This is a genomic window from Neobacillus sp. plas4 (genome assembly GCF_057221695.1).
On the sequence record NZ_CM170152.1, the window covers coordinates 659,728 to 676,623 of the forward strand.

The 16,896-nt window shown below is 39.2% G+C and carries 15 protein-coding genes; 7 read left to right on the top strand and 8 right to left on the bottom strand.

The window, feature by feature from the left end; all coding sequences use genetic code 11:
• Positions 1-4: 4 nt before the first annotated feature.
• Both AC2TFD_RS03190 and AC2TFD_RS03195 read right to left on the bottom strand, forming a co-directional pair.
• Positions 5-1,333 (bottom strand): UDP-glucose dehydrogenase family protein, encoded by a 1,329-nt coding sequence (locus AC2TFD_RS03190; RefSeq protein ID WP_335514569.1) that lies wholly within the window; start codon positions 1,331-1,333, stop codon positions 5-7.
• Between the two features lie 166 nt (positions 1,334-1,499).
• Positions 1,500-2,036 carry a ribonuclease H-like YkuK family protein gene (locus tag AC2TFD_RS03195; RefSeq protein WP_335514573.1) on the bottom strand — a complete coding sequence of 179 codons (537 nt, stop codon included), beginning with the start codon at positions 2,034-2,036 and terminating at the stop codon, positions 1,500-1,502.
• A 325-nt stretch (positions 2,037-2,361) separates the two neighbouring features.
• Here AC2TFD_RS03195 and AC2TFD_RS03200 point away from each other — a divergent pair, with 325 nt between their 5' ends.
• Entirely contained in the window at positions 2,362-3,459 is a 1,098-nt protein-coding gene (locus AC2TFD_RS03200; RefSeq protein WP_335514576.1) for an amidohydrolase, read from the top strand.
• Positions 3,460-3,580: 121 nt separating this feature from the next.
• Here AC2TFD_RS03200 and AC2TFD_RS03205 read toward each other — a convergent pair whose 3' ends face one another.
• Entirely contained in the window at positions 3,581-4,081 is a 501-nt protein-coding gene (locus AC2TFD_RS03205; protein ID WP_484674966.1) for a DinB family protein, read from the bottom strand.
• A 231-nt stretch (positions 4,082-4,312) separates the two neighbouring features.
• On the opposite strand from AC2TFD_RS03205, the gene AC2TFD_RS03210 reads away from it, so the two are divergent.
• Entirely contained in the window at positions 4,313-4,642 is a 330-nt protein-coding gene (locus tag AC2TFD_RS03210; RefSeq protein ID WP_335514582.1) for a PadR family transcriptional regulator, read from the top strand.
• Between the two features lie 5 nt (positions 4,643-4,647).
• Positions 4,648-5,661, top strand: coding sequence for an HAAS signaling domain-containing protein (locus tag AC2TFD_RS03215; protein ID WP_484674967.1), 1,014 nt, complete (start codon positions 4,648-4,650; stop codon positions 5,659-5,661).
• 38 nt (positions 5,662-5,699) lie between these two features.
• On the opposite strand, the gene AC2TFD_RS03220 is transcribed toward AC2TFD_RS03215, so the two are convergent.
• Both AC2TFD_RS03220 and AC2TFD_RS03225 read right to left on the bottom strand, forming a co-directional pair.
• Positions 5,700-6,887 carry an MFS transporter gene (locus tag AC2TFD_RS03220; protein WP_484674968.1) on the bottom strand — a complete coding sequence of 396 codons (1,188 nt, stop codon included), beginning with the start codon at positions 6,885-6,887 and terminating at the stop codon, positions 5,700-5,702.
• Positions 6,888-7,072: 185 nt separating this feature from the next.
• Positions 7,073-7,930, bottom strand: a complete 858-nt coding sequence (locus tag AC2TFD_RS03225; protein WP_335515581.1) for a hypothetical protein — start codon at positions 7,928-7,930, stop codon at positions 7,073-7,075.
• A gap of 158 nt (positions 7,931-8,088) precedes the next feature.
• Between AC2TFD_RS03225 and AC2TFD_RS03230 the strand changes: the two genes are divergently transcribed.
• Entirely contained in the window at positions 8,089-9,471 is a 1,383-nt protein-coding gene (locus AC2TFD_RS03230; RefSeq protein ID WP_335515579.1) for an L-cystine transporter, read from the top strand.
• Between the two features lie 115 nt (positions 9,472-9,586).
• Here AC2TFD_RS03230 and AC2TFD_RS03235 read toward each other — a convergent pair whose 3' ends face one another.
• From AC2TFD_RS03235 to AC2TFD_RS03245, 3 genes are read right to left on the bottom strand one after another with little or no spacing between them, the layout of a single operon-like run.
• A complete protein-coding gene (locus tag AC2TFD_RS03235; RefSeq protein WP_335515575.1) occupies positions 9,587-10,234 on the bottom strand; it encodes a TetR/AcrR family transcriptional regulator in 648 nt (215 codons plus the stop codon).
• A gap of 20 nt (positions 10,235-10,254) precedes the next feature.
• Entirely contained in the window at positions 10,255-11,355 is a 1,101-nt protein-coding gene (locus AC2TFD_RS03240; protein WP_335515573.1) for an ABC transporter permease, read from the bottom strand.
• Positions 11,355-12,074, bottom strand: a complete 720-nt coding sequence (locus tag AC2TFD_RS03245) for an ABC transporter ATP-binding protein (protein ID WP_335515569.1) — start codon at positions 12,072-12,074, stop codon at positions 11,355-11,357. The genes AC2TFD_RS03240 and AC2TFD_RS03245 overlap by 1 nt, the downstream gene beginning before the upstream one ends.
• A 150-nt stretch (positions 12,075-12,224) precedes the next feature.
• Here AC2TFD_RS03245 and AC2TFD_RS03250 point away from each other — a divergent pair, with 150 nt between their 5' ends.
• The 3 genes from AC2TFD_RS03250 (at position 12,225) to AC2TFD_RS03260 (ending at position 16,790) form a co-directional block, all read left to right on the top strand.
• A complete protein-coding gene (locus AC2TFD_RS03250; protein ID WP_335515567.1) occupies positions 12,225-12,794 on the top strand; it encodes a TetR/AcrR family transcriptional regulator in 570 nt (189 codons plus the stop codon).
• A gap of 104 nt (positions 12,795-12,898) precedes the next feature.
• Positions 12,899-15,004 carry an MMPL family transporter gene (locus AC2TFD_RS03255; RefSeq protein ID WP_335515564.1) on the top strand — a complete coding sequence of 702 codons (2,106 nt, stop codon included), beginning with the start codon at positions 12,899-12,901 and terminating at the stop codon, positions 15,002-15,004.
• Between the two features lie 160 nt (positions 15,005-15,164).
• Entirely contained in the window at positions 15,165-16,790 is a 1,626-nt protein-coding gene (locus tag AC2TFD_RS03260) for an ATP-binding protein (RefSeq protein WP_484674969.1), read from the top strand.
• Positions 16,791-16,896 lie beyond the last annotated feature (106 nt).

Here is a 16,896-nt window from a genome sequence, read left to right on the forward strand (position 1 = left end):
CCCTCTATTTTAAAGATATAGGCTTTACATTTGAAATAACAGGTCTGCCAATCGATACGTAAGTAATGGGGTATCGTTGAACTTCTCGTAGTGCATAGCAATTTCGTCCATCCAGCACAATCGGTTCTTTCATATAGGCAGCGAACGTATTCAAGGGCAGATGCTTTATTTGCTCCCACTCGGTGGCAATGACAGCAAAGTCTGCGTCTTTAAGCGCTTGTCGAATATCCGTACTGTATTCAATAGAATTTCCTAACAGTTGATGTGCTTTTGGAATGGCAATCGGATCAAAGGCTGTGATGATAGCCCCTTCTTCAAGTAAGTCCTTAATAATGGTGATTGAGGCTGCTTCACGGATATCATCTGTTTCTGGTTTAAAGGCGAGTCCGAGTAAGGCAGCTTTTTTTCCTTTTAACGAGCCCATTATTTCCTTTGCCTTTCTTACTAGAAGGGAATGCTGGGACTGATTTACCTTGATGACCGACTCGAGTAATTCAAAAGGATGTTTGACATTGCCGGCAAGCTGGACCAATGCTTTTGTGTCTTTAGGAAAACAAGAACCCCCATATCCAATCCCGGCTTGGAGAAAAGATGTCCCAATCCGTTTATCCCTTCCAATTCCGTATACCACCTCGTCAATATTCGCTCCAACCTTTTCACAGAGGTTGGCAATTTCATTGATAAAACTGATTTTCGTTGCAAGAAATGCATTGGAGGCATATTTAATCATCTCTGCGCTCCTAATGTCCGTTATAATGATTGGTATTTTTAATGGAAGATAGAGCTGTTCCATAATGTTTGCAGCTTCAGGGTTATCAGTACCAACGATAATTCTGTCTCCTAAATAAAAGTCCATAATGGCTGAACCTTCACGCAGAAATTCAGGGTTTGAAACGATATCAGCTTTAAGGTGCCGCGGCTTACGATGGTGGAAGATTTGCTTGATGACATCGTTTGTGCCAACGGGGACAGTACTTTTCGTACAGACAATTACGTCATTTTGAATATTTTCGGCAATGGTGTAGGAGACAGCATAAATATAGGATAAGTCCACAGAACCATCTTTTTTAGCAGGTGTTCCAACTGCAATAAAAATAATCTCAGCATTGGAATAGGCAAGCTTCGGATCAGTCGTAAAGCGGAGTTGCCCATTGGAGAGTGTTTTTTCTAACAAAGGTTCCAATCCAGGTTCAAAGAATGGGGTAATTCCCTTTCTGAGCATTTCTATTTTTTCTTTTTGTGTGTCAACACAGGTTACTTGGTGACCCGCATCGGCCAGACAAACGGCTGTGACTAATCCAACATTTCCTGCACCCGCAACTGTAATCTTCATTTTGTCCCTCCCGGATTAGTGTCGTTTGTTTAATCTTATCTGAAAAATTTGAATTCTTTCTTAACCCGGTGTTAAAAGAATGTAAAGACTTTGTATAGTTCGAGGAAAAAAGTAGAGACCTGAGCCCTGGTGCGTATTTGTAGTGAACGCAACATGGCTCAGGTCCCTATTTTGTGTAGCGATTGGCATAGCTTGAGGCAACAAAGGCATTTGGCTTTATCTTAGGCTCTACTCCCATCGATTCCATTCGCGAAACCATTTCTTTTACGAACTCCCTCGTTTTGTTTCGTTTTCCCGCTCCAATATCAATATGCCCTTCCATGGTGAATGTAGCTCCCTGATAGACAAAGGGAAGTACGATATTGATTAACCGATCTTTTCTCTCTTCCGTAAATAATGCTACGATGTCCTCGGTTAACGAGAGCTCAAAGGAAATTCTTTCATGAAGCTGCGTCATTTTCCTTGGAATGATGATTTTCCTTATGCAAGCCCATGCTCCCCTGCCTTCATTTTGAATCACAATACCCGTTATAAAAATGGTGTGTCTTTTATGAACTTGGGAATCCGTTCCGACCATTAAACGGTAATTCCCGCTGGGCGCCAAGTTCATGAATTTGATGATATGTTCAAATACCTCTTCAAACGACATGCTCTTCTCACGAAGATTCTGAAACGAATAATCAAAAACCTGATAATTTTTCATTACGAACACCACATCTTTCCCTTCACAATTTATATTTACTTCTACAATTCTTAATATTATTTTATGGAATAAAAATTATTCTTGTGCACCTTGTTCACAACAAACTTGTCCAACACAAAATGAACCAAGCCCCAAAAGTTTTTTGAACACACAATGGATATGGTTAATTATTCGTAAAGGAGTGTACGCCTGAGGTGGACAGTGTCTTTCTGTGGTGCCTGTCACCTCTTTATAATCTTTCCTTTCTAAAAATGATTGTAAGGGCAGGCTTTGTTGTTGTACTATTTGTATAATGATTTTTTAGAAGGATAGGGGTGTTTTTGTGGTGAGGGAGGATCTTGAGAAGCAAATTTTGGCTTGGTTTGAGCATTTCCATGCAAACCCTGAGGTAAGCTGGAAGGAGTTTAAAACTACGCAGGCTATTGCTGGTATATTAGATAATTTGGGTGTTACATACAGGACGTTTTCAGATGTTACTGGGCTTATCGCTGAAATAGGCGATGGGGACGAAGTAATTGCGGTACGGGCAGAAATCGACGCATTATGGCAAGAGGTAAATGGCGTTTGGCAGGGTAACCACTCCTGCGGCCATGATGCGATCATTTCAATGGTGCTTGGAGCACTGCTTTATTTGAAAGATCAGAAGCTGACTAAGAAGATACGTTTTATCTTTCAGCCTGCCGAGGAGAAGGGGAACGGATCTTTAGCCATGATTGAGCGCGGGGCGATTGAAAACGTGAGCCACTTATTCGGTATTCATCTTCGCCCTATTGAGGAGCTTTCAATGGGACGAGTTTCACCATCTATTCATCATGGTGCGGCTTTCTTCTTAGAAGGAAAAGTCTTTGGTGAGGACGCGCACGGGGCGAGACCGCATCAAGGCAAAAACGCGATCGATGTGATTTTTGGGCTGCACCAATTCATCAAATCTATCTACCTATCCCCATTCGAGGCCTATTCTGCAAAACTTACGAAGGTCCTAGCTGGCGGAGAGAGCTTAAACATTATCCCGGGTTCGGCGGAATTTGCCATCGATGTCCGTGCTCAAAAGAATGAGGTACTGAAAAAACTGAAGGACAAAATAGAAACTGGGCTAGCCAGTTTATGTGATTTATATGGTGTAAAGATTGAATGGAATTGGAATGACTTTACACCTGGGGCAGAGGTTTCTCCTGAGGCAGAAGCCATTGCTGAAGAAGCAATTCGACATACATTCGGTGATGAAGTATTAGCCCCGCCAGTAATCACTTCTGGAAGTGATGATTTTCATTTCTACACCATAAAGAATCCAGCATTAAAAGCAACTATGATTGGTGTAGGTGCTGATCTTCAGCCAGGTTTGCATCACCCTTATATGACCTTTAATAAATCTGCACTTGACGTTGGTGCCCGGATACTAGCGGAAACCTTGATCAGAGCCTAAAAGAAGGAGCCATGCAGCATTACTAGCTGCAGGCTCCTCTTTTTTTGTTGTTGTAAAAATATGGATGTTTATGCATGGATGTATAAATGGTGACAGGCACCATTCCATTTAAAACATTACATCACTTCACCAGTTTAAGCTCTTTAATTTGCTCGATATGGCGCTCTTCATGGAGGTAGATTAAATCAACCCATTGATTTAGCGGCAGGTAGCCGAAGAGCGGGTGCTTTGTGGATTTTTCTGCAAGCACGGATTTGTCTTCGATTTGATTATAAAAGTCCAAAAATATAGTTCTTGATTGATTTAATAGGTCTTTAATTTGCTGCATTTCCCATGGTCCATCTCCAGGTATGACTATTTCGGGTGCTTGTATCTTTTGTGTCCGGTCAGCTGTAACCTGGATCTCCTTTGCTTCTGCCTTTTTTCCATTACTTTTATTAAGTCCGTAAATAATCGCTTGCGTGAAGACACTTTCTGTTAAATACAAATGGTGGCAAACCTGAGCGATACTCCAGGTACTGGAATCAGGCTTTTTGTTGAGATCCTCATAGCTTAATAACTCAATCTCCTTTAATAAACAATCCCTTGCCGTAACTAAATTTTCCAATACAGAAGTACTCATAATCCATTCCCCCTCAAAAAATATACATAGATGTATAAATGGTTAAAACTACGTTTCAACCCCGGTGCCTGTCACCGTTTTATATTCACTACATTTAGAGAATATTACCAATTACCTTTCATAAAGAAATATTGTTCAGTATGAATTATTTTAGGAACAACAATAGTGTATGACGCATAGTATAAAGCATAGTGTACGACGCACAGCATTGTGACCGAAGGAGGTGGAAGGATGAGTACGTTACTGAATTCGTTGACGACAGAGCTTAGGCGAGGAACTTTAACGTTGGCTGTGTTAAGTCAGCTGAAAACTCCTCAATATGGATATTCTCTTGTCCAATTATTAGAGGAGTGTGGGATTACCATCGAACAAAGTACACTATATCCATTGCTTCGCCGTTTGGAGAAACAAGAATTAGTTTCGAGCAGCTGGGATACAACAGAAAGCAGGCCGCGCAGATATTACGTGTTAACACCATACGGAACAGAGATATTCCAGCAATTAAAGAGAGAATGGGAGAAAACATCCCAAGAACTTACCCTATTATTAAAAAGGAGTTGAAAAGGATGAGGTTGATTGAGCTTTATATTCAAGAGGTTACGCGCAGACTGCCTGAAAAAAGTCGTGCCGATATTGCCCTGGAGCTGCGCTCAACCATTGAGGATATGCTGCCAGATGATTTTTCAGAGGAAGATGTTAAGGATGTCCTTAAAAAAATGGGCAATCCTGTGCTCCTTGCCAGCGGTTATTTAGATCGACCGCTGCATTTAATTGGACCACGTTACTATGACATCTATATAAATCTATTAAAAATGATCCTTCCCATTGCAGCAGCAATCACACTGATTTCCATGATTGCAGAAACGATTATTACACATTCATCGGATGAAGCATTATTAAACGTCATTTTGAACCTAATTGGCTTGGGCATATGGAAGATCTTGAGCACGGGAATTCAAGTGTTTTTCTGGGCAACGGTTGTGTTTGCAATCATAGAACGTACGGATCACAAGAAAACTCAAGTTCCCTTAACACCATGCTTTAAAGAGTGGACACCTGAGGATTTGAACAACATCCCTTACATTCTAAAGGAAAAAGCAATACCAAAGGGAGAAGTATTCCTCGGTTTACTATGGACGGCGATTTGGGCAAGTGTTTATTTTAATGCATCAAGTCTTCTTGGAGTCTATGAAAAAGGAAGGAATGGTCTTGAATTTGTAATGCCGGTATTCAATCAAGAGGTTTTACAATCATATTGGCCATTGGTGGTTCTTGTTATTGTGCTCGATATTACCATGGCCTTATATAAATTGAAAACCCGCCAATGGACTAGGAAACTTGCAATCCTCAATACTGTCATACATGGTGCAGCTTCGATTGTATTTATTGTCATCGCTAGTAACAACCAGTTATTTAATTCAGGATTCGTTACTTATATGACTGATTTATTTAGTATTACAGGTAATCTAGATAATTGGATTTTTGGGGGTGCTATTTTTATTTTCCTTTTATTCGCAGTCATTGATGTATACCAAGGATTTAGTAAGGCGGCCATCCAGAAAGTTGATGTTAAAAAATAATCGAAAGGCACCTGCTATAAAAATGCAGGTGCCTTTTGTCAGTTTTCACGAAGAATTTGCTTGTTTTTAACATAAAAAAGTAACGTTGTCATAATGGTGAGGCCGCCAAAAAGTACACACATGAGCTGCAACCCGATAAAGTCTAGCAAGAACCCAGTTATAAGCAGTACGATTTGGAAGGCAACGCGATCGAGCATATTGCGGAACGAAAAAAATCTTCCATGAAAATCCTTTGGTACACTTGTTTGAAAGATAGTAGAGGCTGTTGGAAAGAAGCAGCCAACTGAGAATCCAAAAATCAGGAACGCTGCAATCGTAATGAACGGAACATCTGCAAAATATAGCAGAAGCTGTGACAAACCACAGAGAATAGAACTGATTATTAATATTCGGTGTGGAGAAAGTTTGTCACTTATTTTTTTTATGAAAAAGGCACCAATCATAAAGGAAATTCCTTCAGCCGCGTAAATCCATCCTTTTATAGCCGAGCTGTCCTGTAATTCACTAATATTGATGACGAGAAGATTAAAGCCGCCCAGAAATAAAAGTGGAACAAGTGTCATCAACAGAGTTATAAAGACAACCGGTAATCCCTTAATAACTGGTAAAACATCTTTAAAACTCGCTTTTTCCTGGGCACTTGACGCAGCTGACGATTCTTCCTTGGTTTCTTCGAAATTGAGGAACCAAGTTAGGATTAGTAACCCAAGGTAGGCAGCCAAAGAACCGATATAGAGCATAGACAACGGAAGTACAACCAAAAGTATACCCGCAACAGAGGTACCAATAATTCTGGAAAGGGTCGAGACATTCATATGAACTCCATTCATCTGAAGCAAATCCTTGTTTTTAACAATAAGAGGGATCGCCGCTTGCAAAGCCGGAAAGTAAAAGGCAGCAGAAATCTGTATCGTAACGAAAAAAACAACCATCCACCAAACGGAGCCAGTGGCAATTGCAATAAGCATAAAGATCACACTGATTGTACGCAGTAAGCCAGACCATAACATAACCGTTTTCTTGCTTACCTGATCGGTGATTTTGCCTGCGTAAGGACCAACTGCAATTCCAGCTAATAGTCCGGTGGCCATAAGAAGTGATTTTAAAAAATCAGAAGGTATTTTCTCTTGCATAAACTCTAAATTCCCAATAATCCCAAGCCATAACCCAAGACCTGCGATAAACTCCCCCATTAATAATATCCATACATTTCTATTTCGCCACATAAGCAGTTCTCTCAATCTATATTTTTTATTCTTCTACTAAACCTATAATAATTCAATCGTAGTAAAAAGAGTAGAACTACTTAAGAAGATTAAAATGGTGACACCTTGGTGACAGGCACCGCTCGTGGACACTTTCCACCCCAGGCGGACAGTCCGAACGAAAAATGCCTAATCTTTATAATAGGTTAGGTATTTTTTTGTGGTCCATTTGTTAAGTGCTTGCTAATGGTAACGGTAATTTTTAATACGAAAACAGATAGGATGAGGTAAAACCATGGATCCCACCAGACTTGGCTGTGGAGGATACCGGCTTTTTGTAGGAAAAGGTTTAAGAGGTACATTAAACATGGTGTTACCACATACTTTAACCATTTTAGCTTCCAAGGAAATTTGGCTATCCAAACATAGAAAAGACAAGCGGATATGTAATAGAGAGCACTAAAAGCAGTGGTATCTTCTGAAAAGGTCTCAAACCAGCCCAATTCATAATAACGATTTGAGAAGAACATAATTGGTGTAAATTGGAAACTTGCTGATATTGGACTGATAATTAGAAACAGTAAAATGGAGTGAAGTTTCCCTTGTAGCGATTGGAGAAGCAAGGAATAGAACACTTTTGCTAAAGGAAAATAAACAAGAAGAAGTCCTAAAACAGTATATCTGATTTTCCACCAATTATGTTTATAGATGTCAAGCTTCAAGAATAACCATTCTGTACCGGCAAAAAGGCAGACAAAAAATAGAATCCAGAGCCAATTCTTTCGAAGTACGGCTATAAATGTTGCTGCAATAGGTAATGCCAGCGCATTGGAGGCAATGGCGCCCATATTACTGTCATAAAAAGAATCGTACATAAGAAGTTTAGGGTAATACCGATAACTATGTCCGAAATTATAAATCACAGCTTCTATTATATATCCTAGACCCACCATAGTAAGAAAAAGCAGTATACTTCGAGGGTTCCTAGTTTTTAGATACACATAAATTAACAGAAGAATACTTAAGACACCTAATCCCAGATACCAATAGGAATTAAACTCCATATTTAATTCTCCTTCTGTTTTTATTGTTAGCAGGTAGTATTCTTCAATCTGGAGATTTTATTCAAAATACTTACTTCTCACTTTACTATAAGAATATCAACCTTAGTATGTTCATATATTAATGCGTAATATAAAAATTATAAATAGGGGGAAGAAGGATGAACACAATACTTATTATTGTGAATGTCGCCGTTTTGCTTTTACTCATGGCCGGTTTGCGGTTTATGGCAAAGAAGCATGTATCTTTCTCAAAACGTGTATTCTCTGGATTAGGTTTAGGACTTATATTTGGTTTTATTATTCATTTACTTTATGGTGCTGATTCTAAGGTTACAACGGAATCGATTGGGTGGTTTAACATTGTAGGAACAGGGTACGTTAAGTTACTGCAAATGGTGGTCATGCCGCTTGTATTCATTTCAATTGTAGGAGCATTTACAAAATTAAAATTAACCAAAAACATCGGGAAAATCAGCATCCTTGTAATTGGAATTTTACTTGGAACAACCGCTATTTCTGCAGCGATTGGCATTGGTACATCATTAGGATTTGGTCTGGATGGTATTGAGCTGACGGAAGGGGAAGCAGAGGCAGCGAGAAATGCGGCTTTAGAAGAAAGAGTCGGCACTGTTGAATCCATGACCATCCCACAGCAAATCCTTGAATTAGTGCCTGCGAATCCATTTTTAGATTTAACAGGTGCTCGTGCAACCTCAACCATTGCAGTGGTTATCTTTGCCGCTTTTATCGGGATTGCTTACCTTGCCGTAAAACGTAAAGACCCTGAGAATGCTGAACTTTTTGCTAAAATTATTGATTCCATATACGCGGTTGTCATGCGAGTTGTAACATTGATTCTTCGCCTAACACCGTATGGGATTTTAGCAATTATTACAAAGGTTGCGGCAACAAGCAACTATGATGCAATTGTAAAATTAGGAAAGTTTGTTATCGCTTCGTATGTAGCACTTATTCTTGTATTTATTGTTCATTTACTTTTGCTAACAATTGCAAAAATTAACCCAGTTAATTTCGTGAAAAAGTCATTACCAACGTTAACATTTGCTTTTACTTCACGCTCGAGTGCAGGAACACTGCCTTTAACGATTAAAACACAAACGAAAGACCTGGGTGTTTCTGAAGGGATTGCCAACTTTGCAGGTTCCTTTGGACTTTCCATTGGTCAAAATGGATGCGCTGGGGTATACCCTGCAATGTTAGCGGTTATGGTTGCACCAGCAGCTGGTATTGATCCACTCAGCCCAGGTTTTATAATTTCCTTGATTATCGTAGTTGCCATTAGTTCATTTGGGGTAGCAGGTGTTGGCGGCGGTGCAACATTCGCTGCACTTATCGTGCTATCCGTCATGAACCTTCCAATTGCAATTGTAGGTCTGCTAATCTCAGTAGAGCCGCTCATTGACATGGGACGTACAGCCCTAAACGTAAGCGGTGCAATCACATCCGGAGTCCTAACAAGCAAAGCAACAGGCGAATTCGATCAAGAAGTATACCAACAACCAAACATTGTTGAAGCTTAAACAAGTTGATGGGGGGACATTGAACAGTTCAGTGTTGAAGATGGTAATGAGTTTTTGTTAATAGGATAAAAAGCAAGCCCCTCACTATTGTATACTGAGGGGCTTGCTTTTTATATTATTCCTTTTTCCCTATCCCGTGCATAATAAATTGTATCGTCCGCTCAATTTCAAGCTCATCTTCCCATTCCAAATGAGGAAATAGAATGTATCGGGAAAATAAGAAGCCAAGAATATTGGTAATCGTTAACCTAGCGATACTTTCTGGCGGCATATTGATTAATAGCCCTTTTTCCTGATAGCTAATGATAACTTTTTCAACCCGGTTAAAAATATTCTTTACCACAAGTTCAAGAAATTGTTCACGCAATTCCGGCTGGAAGGGAATTTCTTGAAACATGATTTTCACCACAGGGAGCATTCGGATGAGAAGGTCCCTTCGATTTTCAATTGTAGCTCGTAGAAAATCCTCAACTGTTTCATATTCCCGGTCGAGTACTTTATTGAAGTCTTTGACCACTAGCGGTGCAATGAACTTTGTCATCAAAGGTGCCACAATAGAAACTAATAATTCCTTCTTGGTTTTATAATGACGAAAAATTGTTCCTTCTGCCACACCGGCCTTCTTAGCGATCTCACTTGTGGAAGAGGCTGCATAGCCTTTTTCCGAAAAGGTTTCAATTGCGGCCACAATGATTTTCTTTTGTTTATCCGTTAATTTATCCTCATCAAATAACTGCTCAAGCATTAATTCGTCTTCAGTCATTGCTTGCTCCTTCACACAATCTAAATTTTCCTATATTTTTTCAATGCTACTATATTTAAAACTATGAAGACAAGGGCAAATCCCCATAACACGAAAAGGTCGTTCATAATGTCAATAAAGCCTAAACCTTTATACATGACGTCCACTAAAGCACTGCCCCCGTAATACATCGGCATACATTTCGCGAGGACCTGCATCCAGCCAGCCATAGACTCAAAAGGAAAGATCCCTGCAAAGAAGACCTGTGGAATGATCGCTAAGGGAATAAATTGCATCATCTGAAACTCTGAATTAGCGAATGCTGATAAAAGAATGCCAAGTGTTAATGCCACGAGAGCAAGGGTTAAGTTAATCAGTACAACATTCCAGAATGAACCTGCAAGATTAATATCTAATACTTTAACAGCATACGTAACGACAATGATGGTTTGAATTACTGCAAATAATCCATAGCCGAGTATATAGCCAAAGACAATATCTCTTCTCAGAATAGGTGTTGCCAGTAATCGTTCCAGGGTGCCGGTGGTTCGTTCTCGCAGCAAGGCAATCCCAGAGATTAAGAATACAAAGAAGAAGACAAAGAAACCGACTAAAATGGGACTTAATTGATCAAAAAAGATGGTATCTTTATTGCCATAGAGATAAGACATTTTGATTTCAGGTGCTTTTACTTGCTCCATGTTTAACGGAACTCCGGGAAGCTTACTTTGAATGTTTTCCATGAATACAGCTAAATTTTCAGCTTGTTCTTTTGACTTTTCGGCTGCAATCGCCTGTTGAACCTTTATTTGCAATGCTTTTGCAGCATTAGGCTGGTCGTTGGTAAGGGTCAAAGAAATTTCTTCTCCATCAAATTCAAGAATGCCATCCAGGTCTTTTTCAAGCAGCATTTTATTTGTATGACCATTCACCTGTAAAACGGTAATGTGGTTATCTTCTAATCTTTCAATTAGTTTGTCATCACCTTGAATGACACCCAGTCTCGGGTCAACGGTATTACCAGCTAGAAGGTAATTTAAAAGGGTAAGAACCAATAATGGAGCCACCATCATCAATGCGAGCGCCCGCTTATCACGTAGCATTTGGCGGAAAATTCGTTTAACCATTGCCAGTATACTCATCACCGTTTACCTCCCGCAGCTAAAAATACCTCTTCTAGAGAGGTAATCCCGTATCTGTCTTTTAATTCTGATGGAGATCCAATCGTGAGTATTTCACCGTTACGGACCATAGCAAGAACATCACATTTTTCAGCTTCATCCATTACATGTGTGGTGACTAAAATGGTTTTACCGGCATTTTTTAAACGAAATAACTCTGCCCATATCGACTGTCTCAGCTCAGGGTCAATCCCTACAGTCGGTTCATCTAGAATAAGTATGTCTGGGTCCTGGATTAACGCAACAGCAAGGGATAAACGGCGCTTCATCCCGCCGGAATAATTTTCAACCTTCTTTTTTAATTCACCTGTTAAATTCACTAAGTTTGCCGCATAGGAAATACGTTCTTTTCTAACGTCCTTTTTAAGCTTGTAGAGGGAGGCAAAAAAGGCAAGGTTCTCTTCTCCTGTTAAATCAGAATAAAGAGCGTCAGCCTGGGCCATATAACCGATTCTCTGCAGCAATTTTAAATTTGGAACAGCAGAATTCAATACCTCAACATTCCCTTGGTCAGGAGAATCCATGCCTACAATAAGCTTTACCAGGGTTGTTTTACCTGAACCAGAAGGCCCGATCAGCCCAAAAATACTTCCTGATTCCACGTTTAGAGAAATATGATTTAAAACTAACTTCTTCCCAAAACTTTTGCTCACATCATTGATCACGATGGTTGATGACATTATAAATCAGTCCCCTCCAGAAAGTGAGTGATTACTCACTTTAATTATAACAAATCCTCAAACCAGGTCAATAAACAACAGAATAGACCGATCAAAAAATTTTTGGTCAATATGGTATACTATTTTTATATAGTGACTGGGGGTGCATAAATGGCACGGGAACGAAAATTTAATACAGTGGAATTATTTCATGAAGCAAAGCAGCTGCTACTGCAGCATGGTTATGACGGGTTTACCTTTAGTCTTTTGGCGGAACGTATGGAAGTATCGAGAGCAGCTCTATATAAATACTACGAGAATAAAGAAGAGTTAATTACCGACTTCATGATTTATGAAATGGAAGAATTTCTGAACGATTTAAAGAAAATGGAAGAACTAGACGGGTTTGAAAAGCAATTTGATTTTCTTATGGATCTTATTTTTAAGAAAACGGAAGTACATCATTTGATTGAAGCGGCTCAACAAGTCTTGGCAAGAATAGAGCATTCTATGGAAAGCAAAGCAAAACTCAAAAAGCTGCCATTAGAAATGTACAAGTATTTACATGGGTTTATCCTTTTGGGGAAGAAAGAAGGAGTTTTGAAAAAACACCTTCCGGATAGTCTTATCATCGGTTTTATCCTCCAAACCGTGGCAATTCCGAATCATTTCGCGGTCCCTCAACGAGAATGGTTAACATCAATAAAGGAAATAATTAGTCAAGGAATGTTCATGAATTGATAATTGACACATGTGTCACTATGATTGATAATAAAAGTGCATTGTGTTAATTATTTTTTCATTAAAGTTACACAAGTGTCACTTATAAAGAAGGGGGAAAATGAATGAACTCATTTTTACGATCAATAACTGACCGGGCAACCTCAAAAAAGGGAATGTGGATAACGCTTGGAATGTGGCTTTTAATAACAATGTTATTGGCAGTCCTCGCTCCAAGTGCTAAGGAATACGAGGTCTCAAGTATTAATTCTATTCCTTCAGATGCAAAATCGATGATTGCCCAAGAAAAGCAAGATAAATACTTTGAAAATAATGAAGGAACACCTGCCATATTGGTTTTTCAGAAGGATGGCAGCAATGTTACCCTATCGGACTTAGATCCCCTGTTTGAAAAAATCGATCAGGTAGAGGGGATCAAGGAATATGTTCCCTTAACAAAGATGCCGCCACAGGCGACAGCTAATTTCTTCTCTGAGGATCAAAGTACAGTCATTCTTCCATTAACATTAGACCCTTCTCTAGAATCAAAGGAAATGAGGACGGTCCTAGAGGAAGTAACTGAAATTGTGGAAAAAAATACGGACTTAACGCTAAATATTACAGGTCCAGCAGGTATTGCTGTGGATTCTCTCAATTTGTTCTCCCGTGCTGATATTGTTTTATTATTATCCACTGTAGGAATTATTCTTATCTTATTGGTAGTAATTTATCGTTCACCATTATTAGCGCTAATCCCACTGATTGCAGCTGCATTTGTATATGAGGTAGTGAATCAGGTATTAGGATTGATGGGAGCAGCTGGATTAGTCATAAGCAATCAAACCTTTTCGATCATGACGATTCTTTTGTTTGCAGCCGTCATTGATTATTCCTTATTTGTCTTCTCCCGTTTCCGAGAGGAATTAAAAAAATCCGAAAGCAAGTTTGACGCGATGAAATTTGCCATGAGAGAAACGGGTCTGCCTGTATTCTTCTCAGGCGGGACAGTTTTAGCAGCCATGTTGGTATTGTTTTTTGCGGAGTTTGGGGACTATCGCAACTTTGCACCGGTCTTCGCAGCAGCCATGCTCATTATAATGCTCGCTTCGATTACGCTGGTGCCAGCCTTGTTTACTTTGTTTGGACGAAAATCTTTCTGGCCCAAAATTCCTAGAGTTGGAGAGGAAACCGTTAAATCCAGCTCTCTATGGAGTAAAGTTGGCCGCTTTGTGGTGAAAAAACCAATCCTTTCAGCTTCAATTATAGGATTAATCCTCCTAGCTTCGGCACTTAACATGTTTAATTTGAAATATGAATTTGATACGATGAAGTCGTTTCCGAAGGATATGCCTTCAAGGCAAGGCTATGAAATATTAGAAGAAAAGTTTGAAAAAGGTGATTTAGCTGCCACTACGGTATTGTTTGAATCGAAAGAAGCGGTAACACCTGAACAGCAAGCCGATTTGCTGGAGGAACTGGCAGATCAAGAACTAGTCAGCAATGTTCGTCCGAATGGAAGCACAGACGATAATGCCGTAATCCAATATAGTCTCACTTTTAAGGAAAGTCCATACGCAGCAGAAACCATGGATGCATTGGAAAAGATGAGAGATCAGGCAGATAAACTGTTAGCAGATAATAATCTCGAAGGAGAACTTCACTTCGCTGGGGAAACGGCGAAAAAAGTGGATGACCGCGCCATAAATGATAGAGATTTGATTGTGATTGTTATACTCGAGTCATTATTAATTTTTACCATGTTAATTGTCATGACAAAATCATTTAAAATGCCGATTTATATGATGGGGACTATTTTAATTTCATTCTTAGCGGCTGTTGGGCTGGGAATGTTTTTAAGCAAACTGTTTTTTGATATAGATACGATTAGTAATCGAGTTCCGCTATACTCGTTTGTCTTTTTAGTAGCGCTGGGTATTGATTATAACATCATATTAATATCTCGATTTATGGAAGAACGGAAAAAGCATTCTGTAAAAAAAGCAGTGGAAATTGCGGTAGCCAATACGGGCGGTGTGATCTCGTCTGCTGGGATTATTTTAGCAGCAACGTTTGCGGTGTTGATGACACAGCCAATCCAATTATTGTTTGTATTCGGCTTCATCGTGGCGGTCGGTATTTTATTAGATACATTCTTAATACGTGGAATCTTATTGCCAGCATTAATTGTTTTATTGGAAAAAGATAAACCTGCCGTAGAAAAGAGCGTTTAATAAAGTGATTTTACAAAAGGAAGGATCAAAGAACCCTGGGATTTGATCCTTCTTTTTTCTGGCGTAAATTTACATTTAAAATAATTTATTACATATAGCCATGGCGAATATTCTAGTTTATGATAGAGGAAAAAATAGACTTTTTATGGGTGGGAGTTCATTGTTTTTACTAGATTATATTGTCAATCTCTCAATTTTTTCGCTCCTGGTTAGTACTCCATTAGTAATTCGTTCTTTTATTAATCATAAACCAATAAAACATGTCAACCTTTGGGTGGGGATTTATGGTGGAATTGTATCCGTAATTCTCATTCTACTGGCAATACAAGAGCAAGGTTATACTTACGATATACGCTACGCACCAATCATTCTGGTTTTTGCATACCTGGGACCGATTGCAGGAATAATTACGGCAGTATTCGGGTTAATGGCACGGCTATTATCAAGCGGCCACTGGGAACCTGCCATTATCGGCTGGATTGTTCAAATGATTTGTTTTACCTTCATCTGTTATAATTTTAAAAAATTTACCCCCATTAGAAAAGCTATACTTTTAATTGCAGCTTATATCATTATCTATGTCGTGACGGTACCAATTGCTTTCAACATTTTTAGAGATAACCCATTCTTTCATTTTCAATATATCTTGTTTGTCATGCTAGGAGTTGCTATCGGTGTATTACTGATAGAGTCCTATGTTAAACTTCACAGACTAAACAATAGATTGTCGGATATGTATAGAATGGTAGAGGCAAGTGAATCCAAGTATAGGCTGATTGCTGAAAATACATCTGATCTTATTATGGTGATGGATAAAGAACATTCCCTTACCTATTTTTCTCCATCGCATGAGGTGGTATTAGGTTTTCAATGCTGTGAACTGCAAGAGGCGAAATTATGCAAGTTCCTTAACCCTCATGATATTGAATTATTTAAAGATACATTAGACAGGATGTTTGAAACGAAAAAATCAGAATCCATTGAGTTTCGTCTTGGTCATAAGAATGGCGATTGGATTGAATTTGAATCTCGATGTATGCCAGTTAAGGGAGAAAATGATGACATTGAACATATTGTAATCATCAGCCGTGACATTTCAGAGCGCAAAAGGTCAGAGGAAATACTCATTCAATCCGAGAAATTATCCATTGTTGGCGAATTAGCGGCAGGGGTGGCACATGAAATCCGCAATCCGCTCACAACAATCAAAGGATTTGTTCAACTATATAAATGGGAAAATGGAGTAGACGAAATCAATGAACTCCTCCTTAGTGAACTTGGACGAATTGAAACCATTACGAGTGAAATGCTTACACTCGGAAAACCACAGGCTGTGCAGCTTCATCGTACCAATGTAAGAGAATTGCTTGAGAATACGCTTGAACTCCTTTCTCCGCAAGCGCATATGCAGAATATCCAATTCATTCTAAGTGTAGAGGAAGCGTTATTTGATATAATCGGAGAGAAAAATCAATTAAAGCAGGTTTTCTTAAATGTATTTAAGAATGCGATAGAAGCAATGCCCGATGGCGGAAATATACATATTAGGCTCCAAAAGGCAGAAGCGAATAAATGTGTTCTTTCTGTTCAGGATGAAGGCGTTGGGATACCAGAAGAACTGCTGCCTCGCCTAGGTGAACCTTTTTATAGTTTAAAAGAAAAGGGAACAGGACTTGGATTGATGATTTGTAATAAAATTATTAAACAGCACCATGGCAGCATTACGTATCAAAGTAAAGCACAGCAAGGTACCTTGGTAGAAATCGTGTTACCATTGGCTAGTTAATAACAAGGGGCGCTTTCCTCATTAGGAGAGTGTCCCTTGTTATTTTGGCACGTTTCTTGCATTTTGTTAAGGTGTGAGCAATATACTCACCTATTTTTTCAGGAGG

Coding starts and splice junctions, on each gene's coding strand:
- AC2TFD_RS03240 (WP_335515573.1), bottom strand. CDS start 11,355: ATGAGTATACTGGCAATGGTTAAACGAATTTTCCGCCAAATGCTACGT.
- AC2TFD_RS03220 (WP_484674968.1), bottom strand. CDS start 6,887: ATGTGGCGAAATAGAAATGTATGGATATTATTAATGGGGGAGTTTATC.
- AC2TFD_RS03215 (WP_484674967.1), top strand. CDS start 4,648: ATGAGGTTGATTGAGCTTTATATTCAAGAGGTTACGCGCAGACTGCCT.
- AC2TFD_RS03205 (WP_484674966.1), bottom strand. CDS start 4,081: ATGAGTACTTCTGTATTGGAAAATTTAGTTACGGCAAGGGATTGTTTA.
- AC2TFD_RS03245 (WP_335515569.1), bottom strand. CDS start 12,074: ATGTCATCAACCATCGTGATCAATGATGTGAGCAAAAGTTTTGGGAAG.
- AC2TFD_RS03225 (WP_335515581.1), bottom strand. CDS start 7,930: ATGGAGTTTAATTCCTATTGGTATCTGGGATTAGGTGTCTTAAGTATT.
- AC2TFD_RS03255 (WP_335515564.1), top strand. CDS start 12,899: ATGAACTCATTTTTACGATCAATAACTGACCGGGCAACCTCAAAAAAG.
- AC2TFD_RS03230 (WP_335515579.1), top strand. CDS start 8,089: ATGAACACAATACTTATTATTGTGAATGTCGCCGTTTTGCTTTTACTC.
- AC2TFD_RS03235 (WP_335515575.1), bottom strand. CDS start 10,234: ATGACTGAAGACGAATTAATGCTTGAGCAGTTATTTGATGAGGATAAA.
- AC2TFD_RS03250 (WP_335515567.1), top strand. CDS start 12,225: ATGGCACGGGAACGAAAATTTAATACAGTGGAATTATTTCATGAAGCA.
- AC2TFD_RS03210 (WP_335514582.1), top strand. CDS start 4,313: ATGAGTACGTTACTGAATTCGTTGACGACAGAGCTTAGGCGAGGAACT.
- AC2TFD_RS03195 (WP_335514573.1), bottom strand. CDS start 2,036: ATGAAAAATTATCAGGTTTTTGATTATTCGTTTCAGAATCTTCGTGAG.
- AC2TFD_RS03190 (WP_335514569.1), bottom strand. CDS start 1,333: ATGAAGATTACAGTTGCGGGTGCAGGAAATGTTGGATTAGTCACAGCC.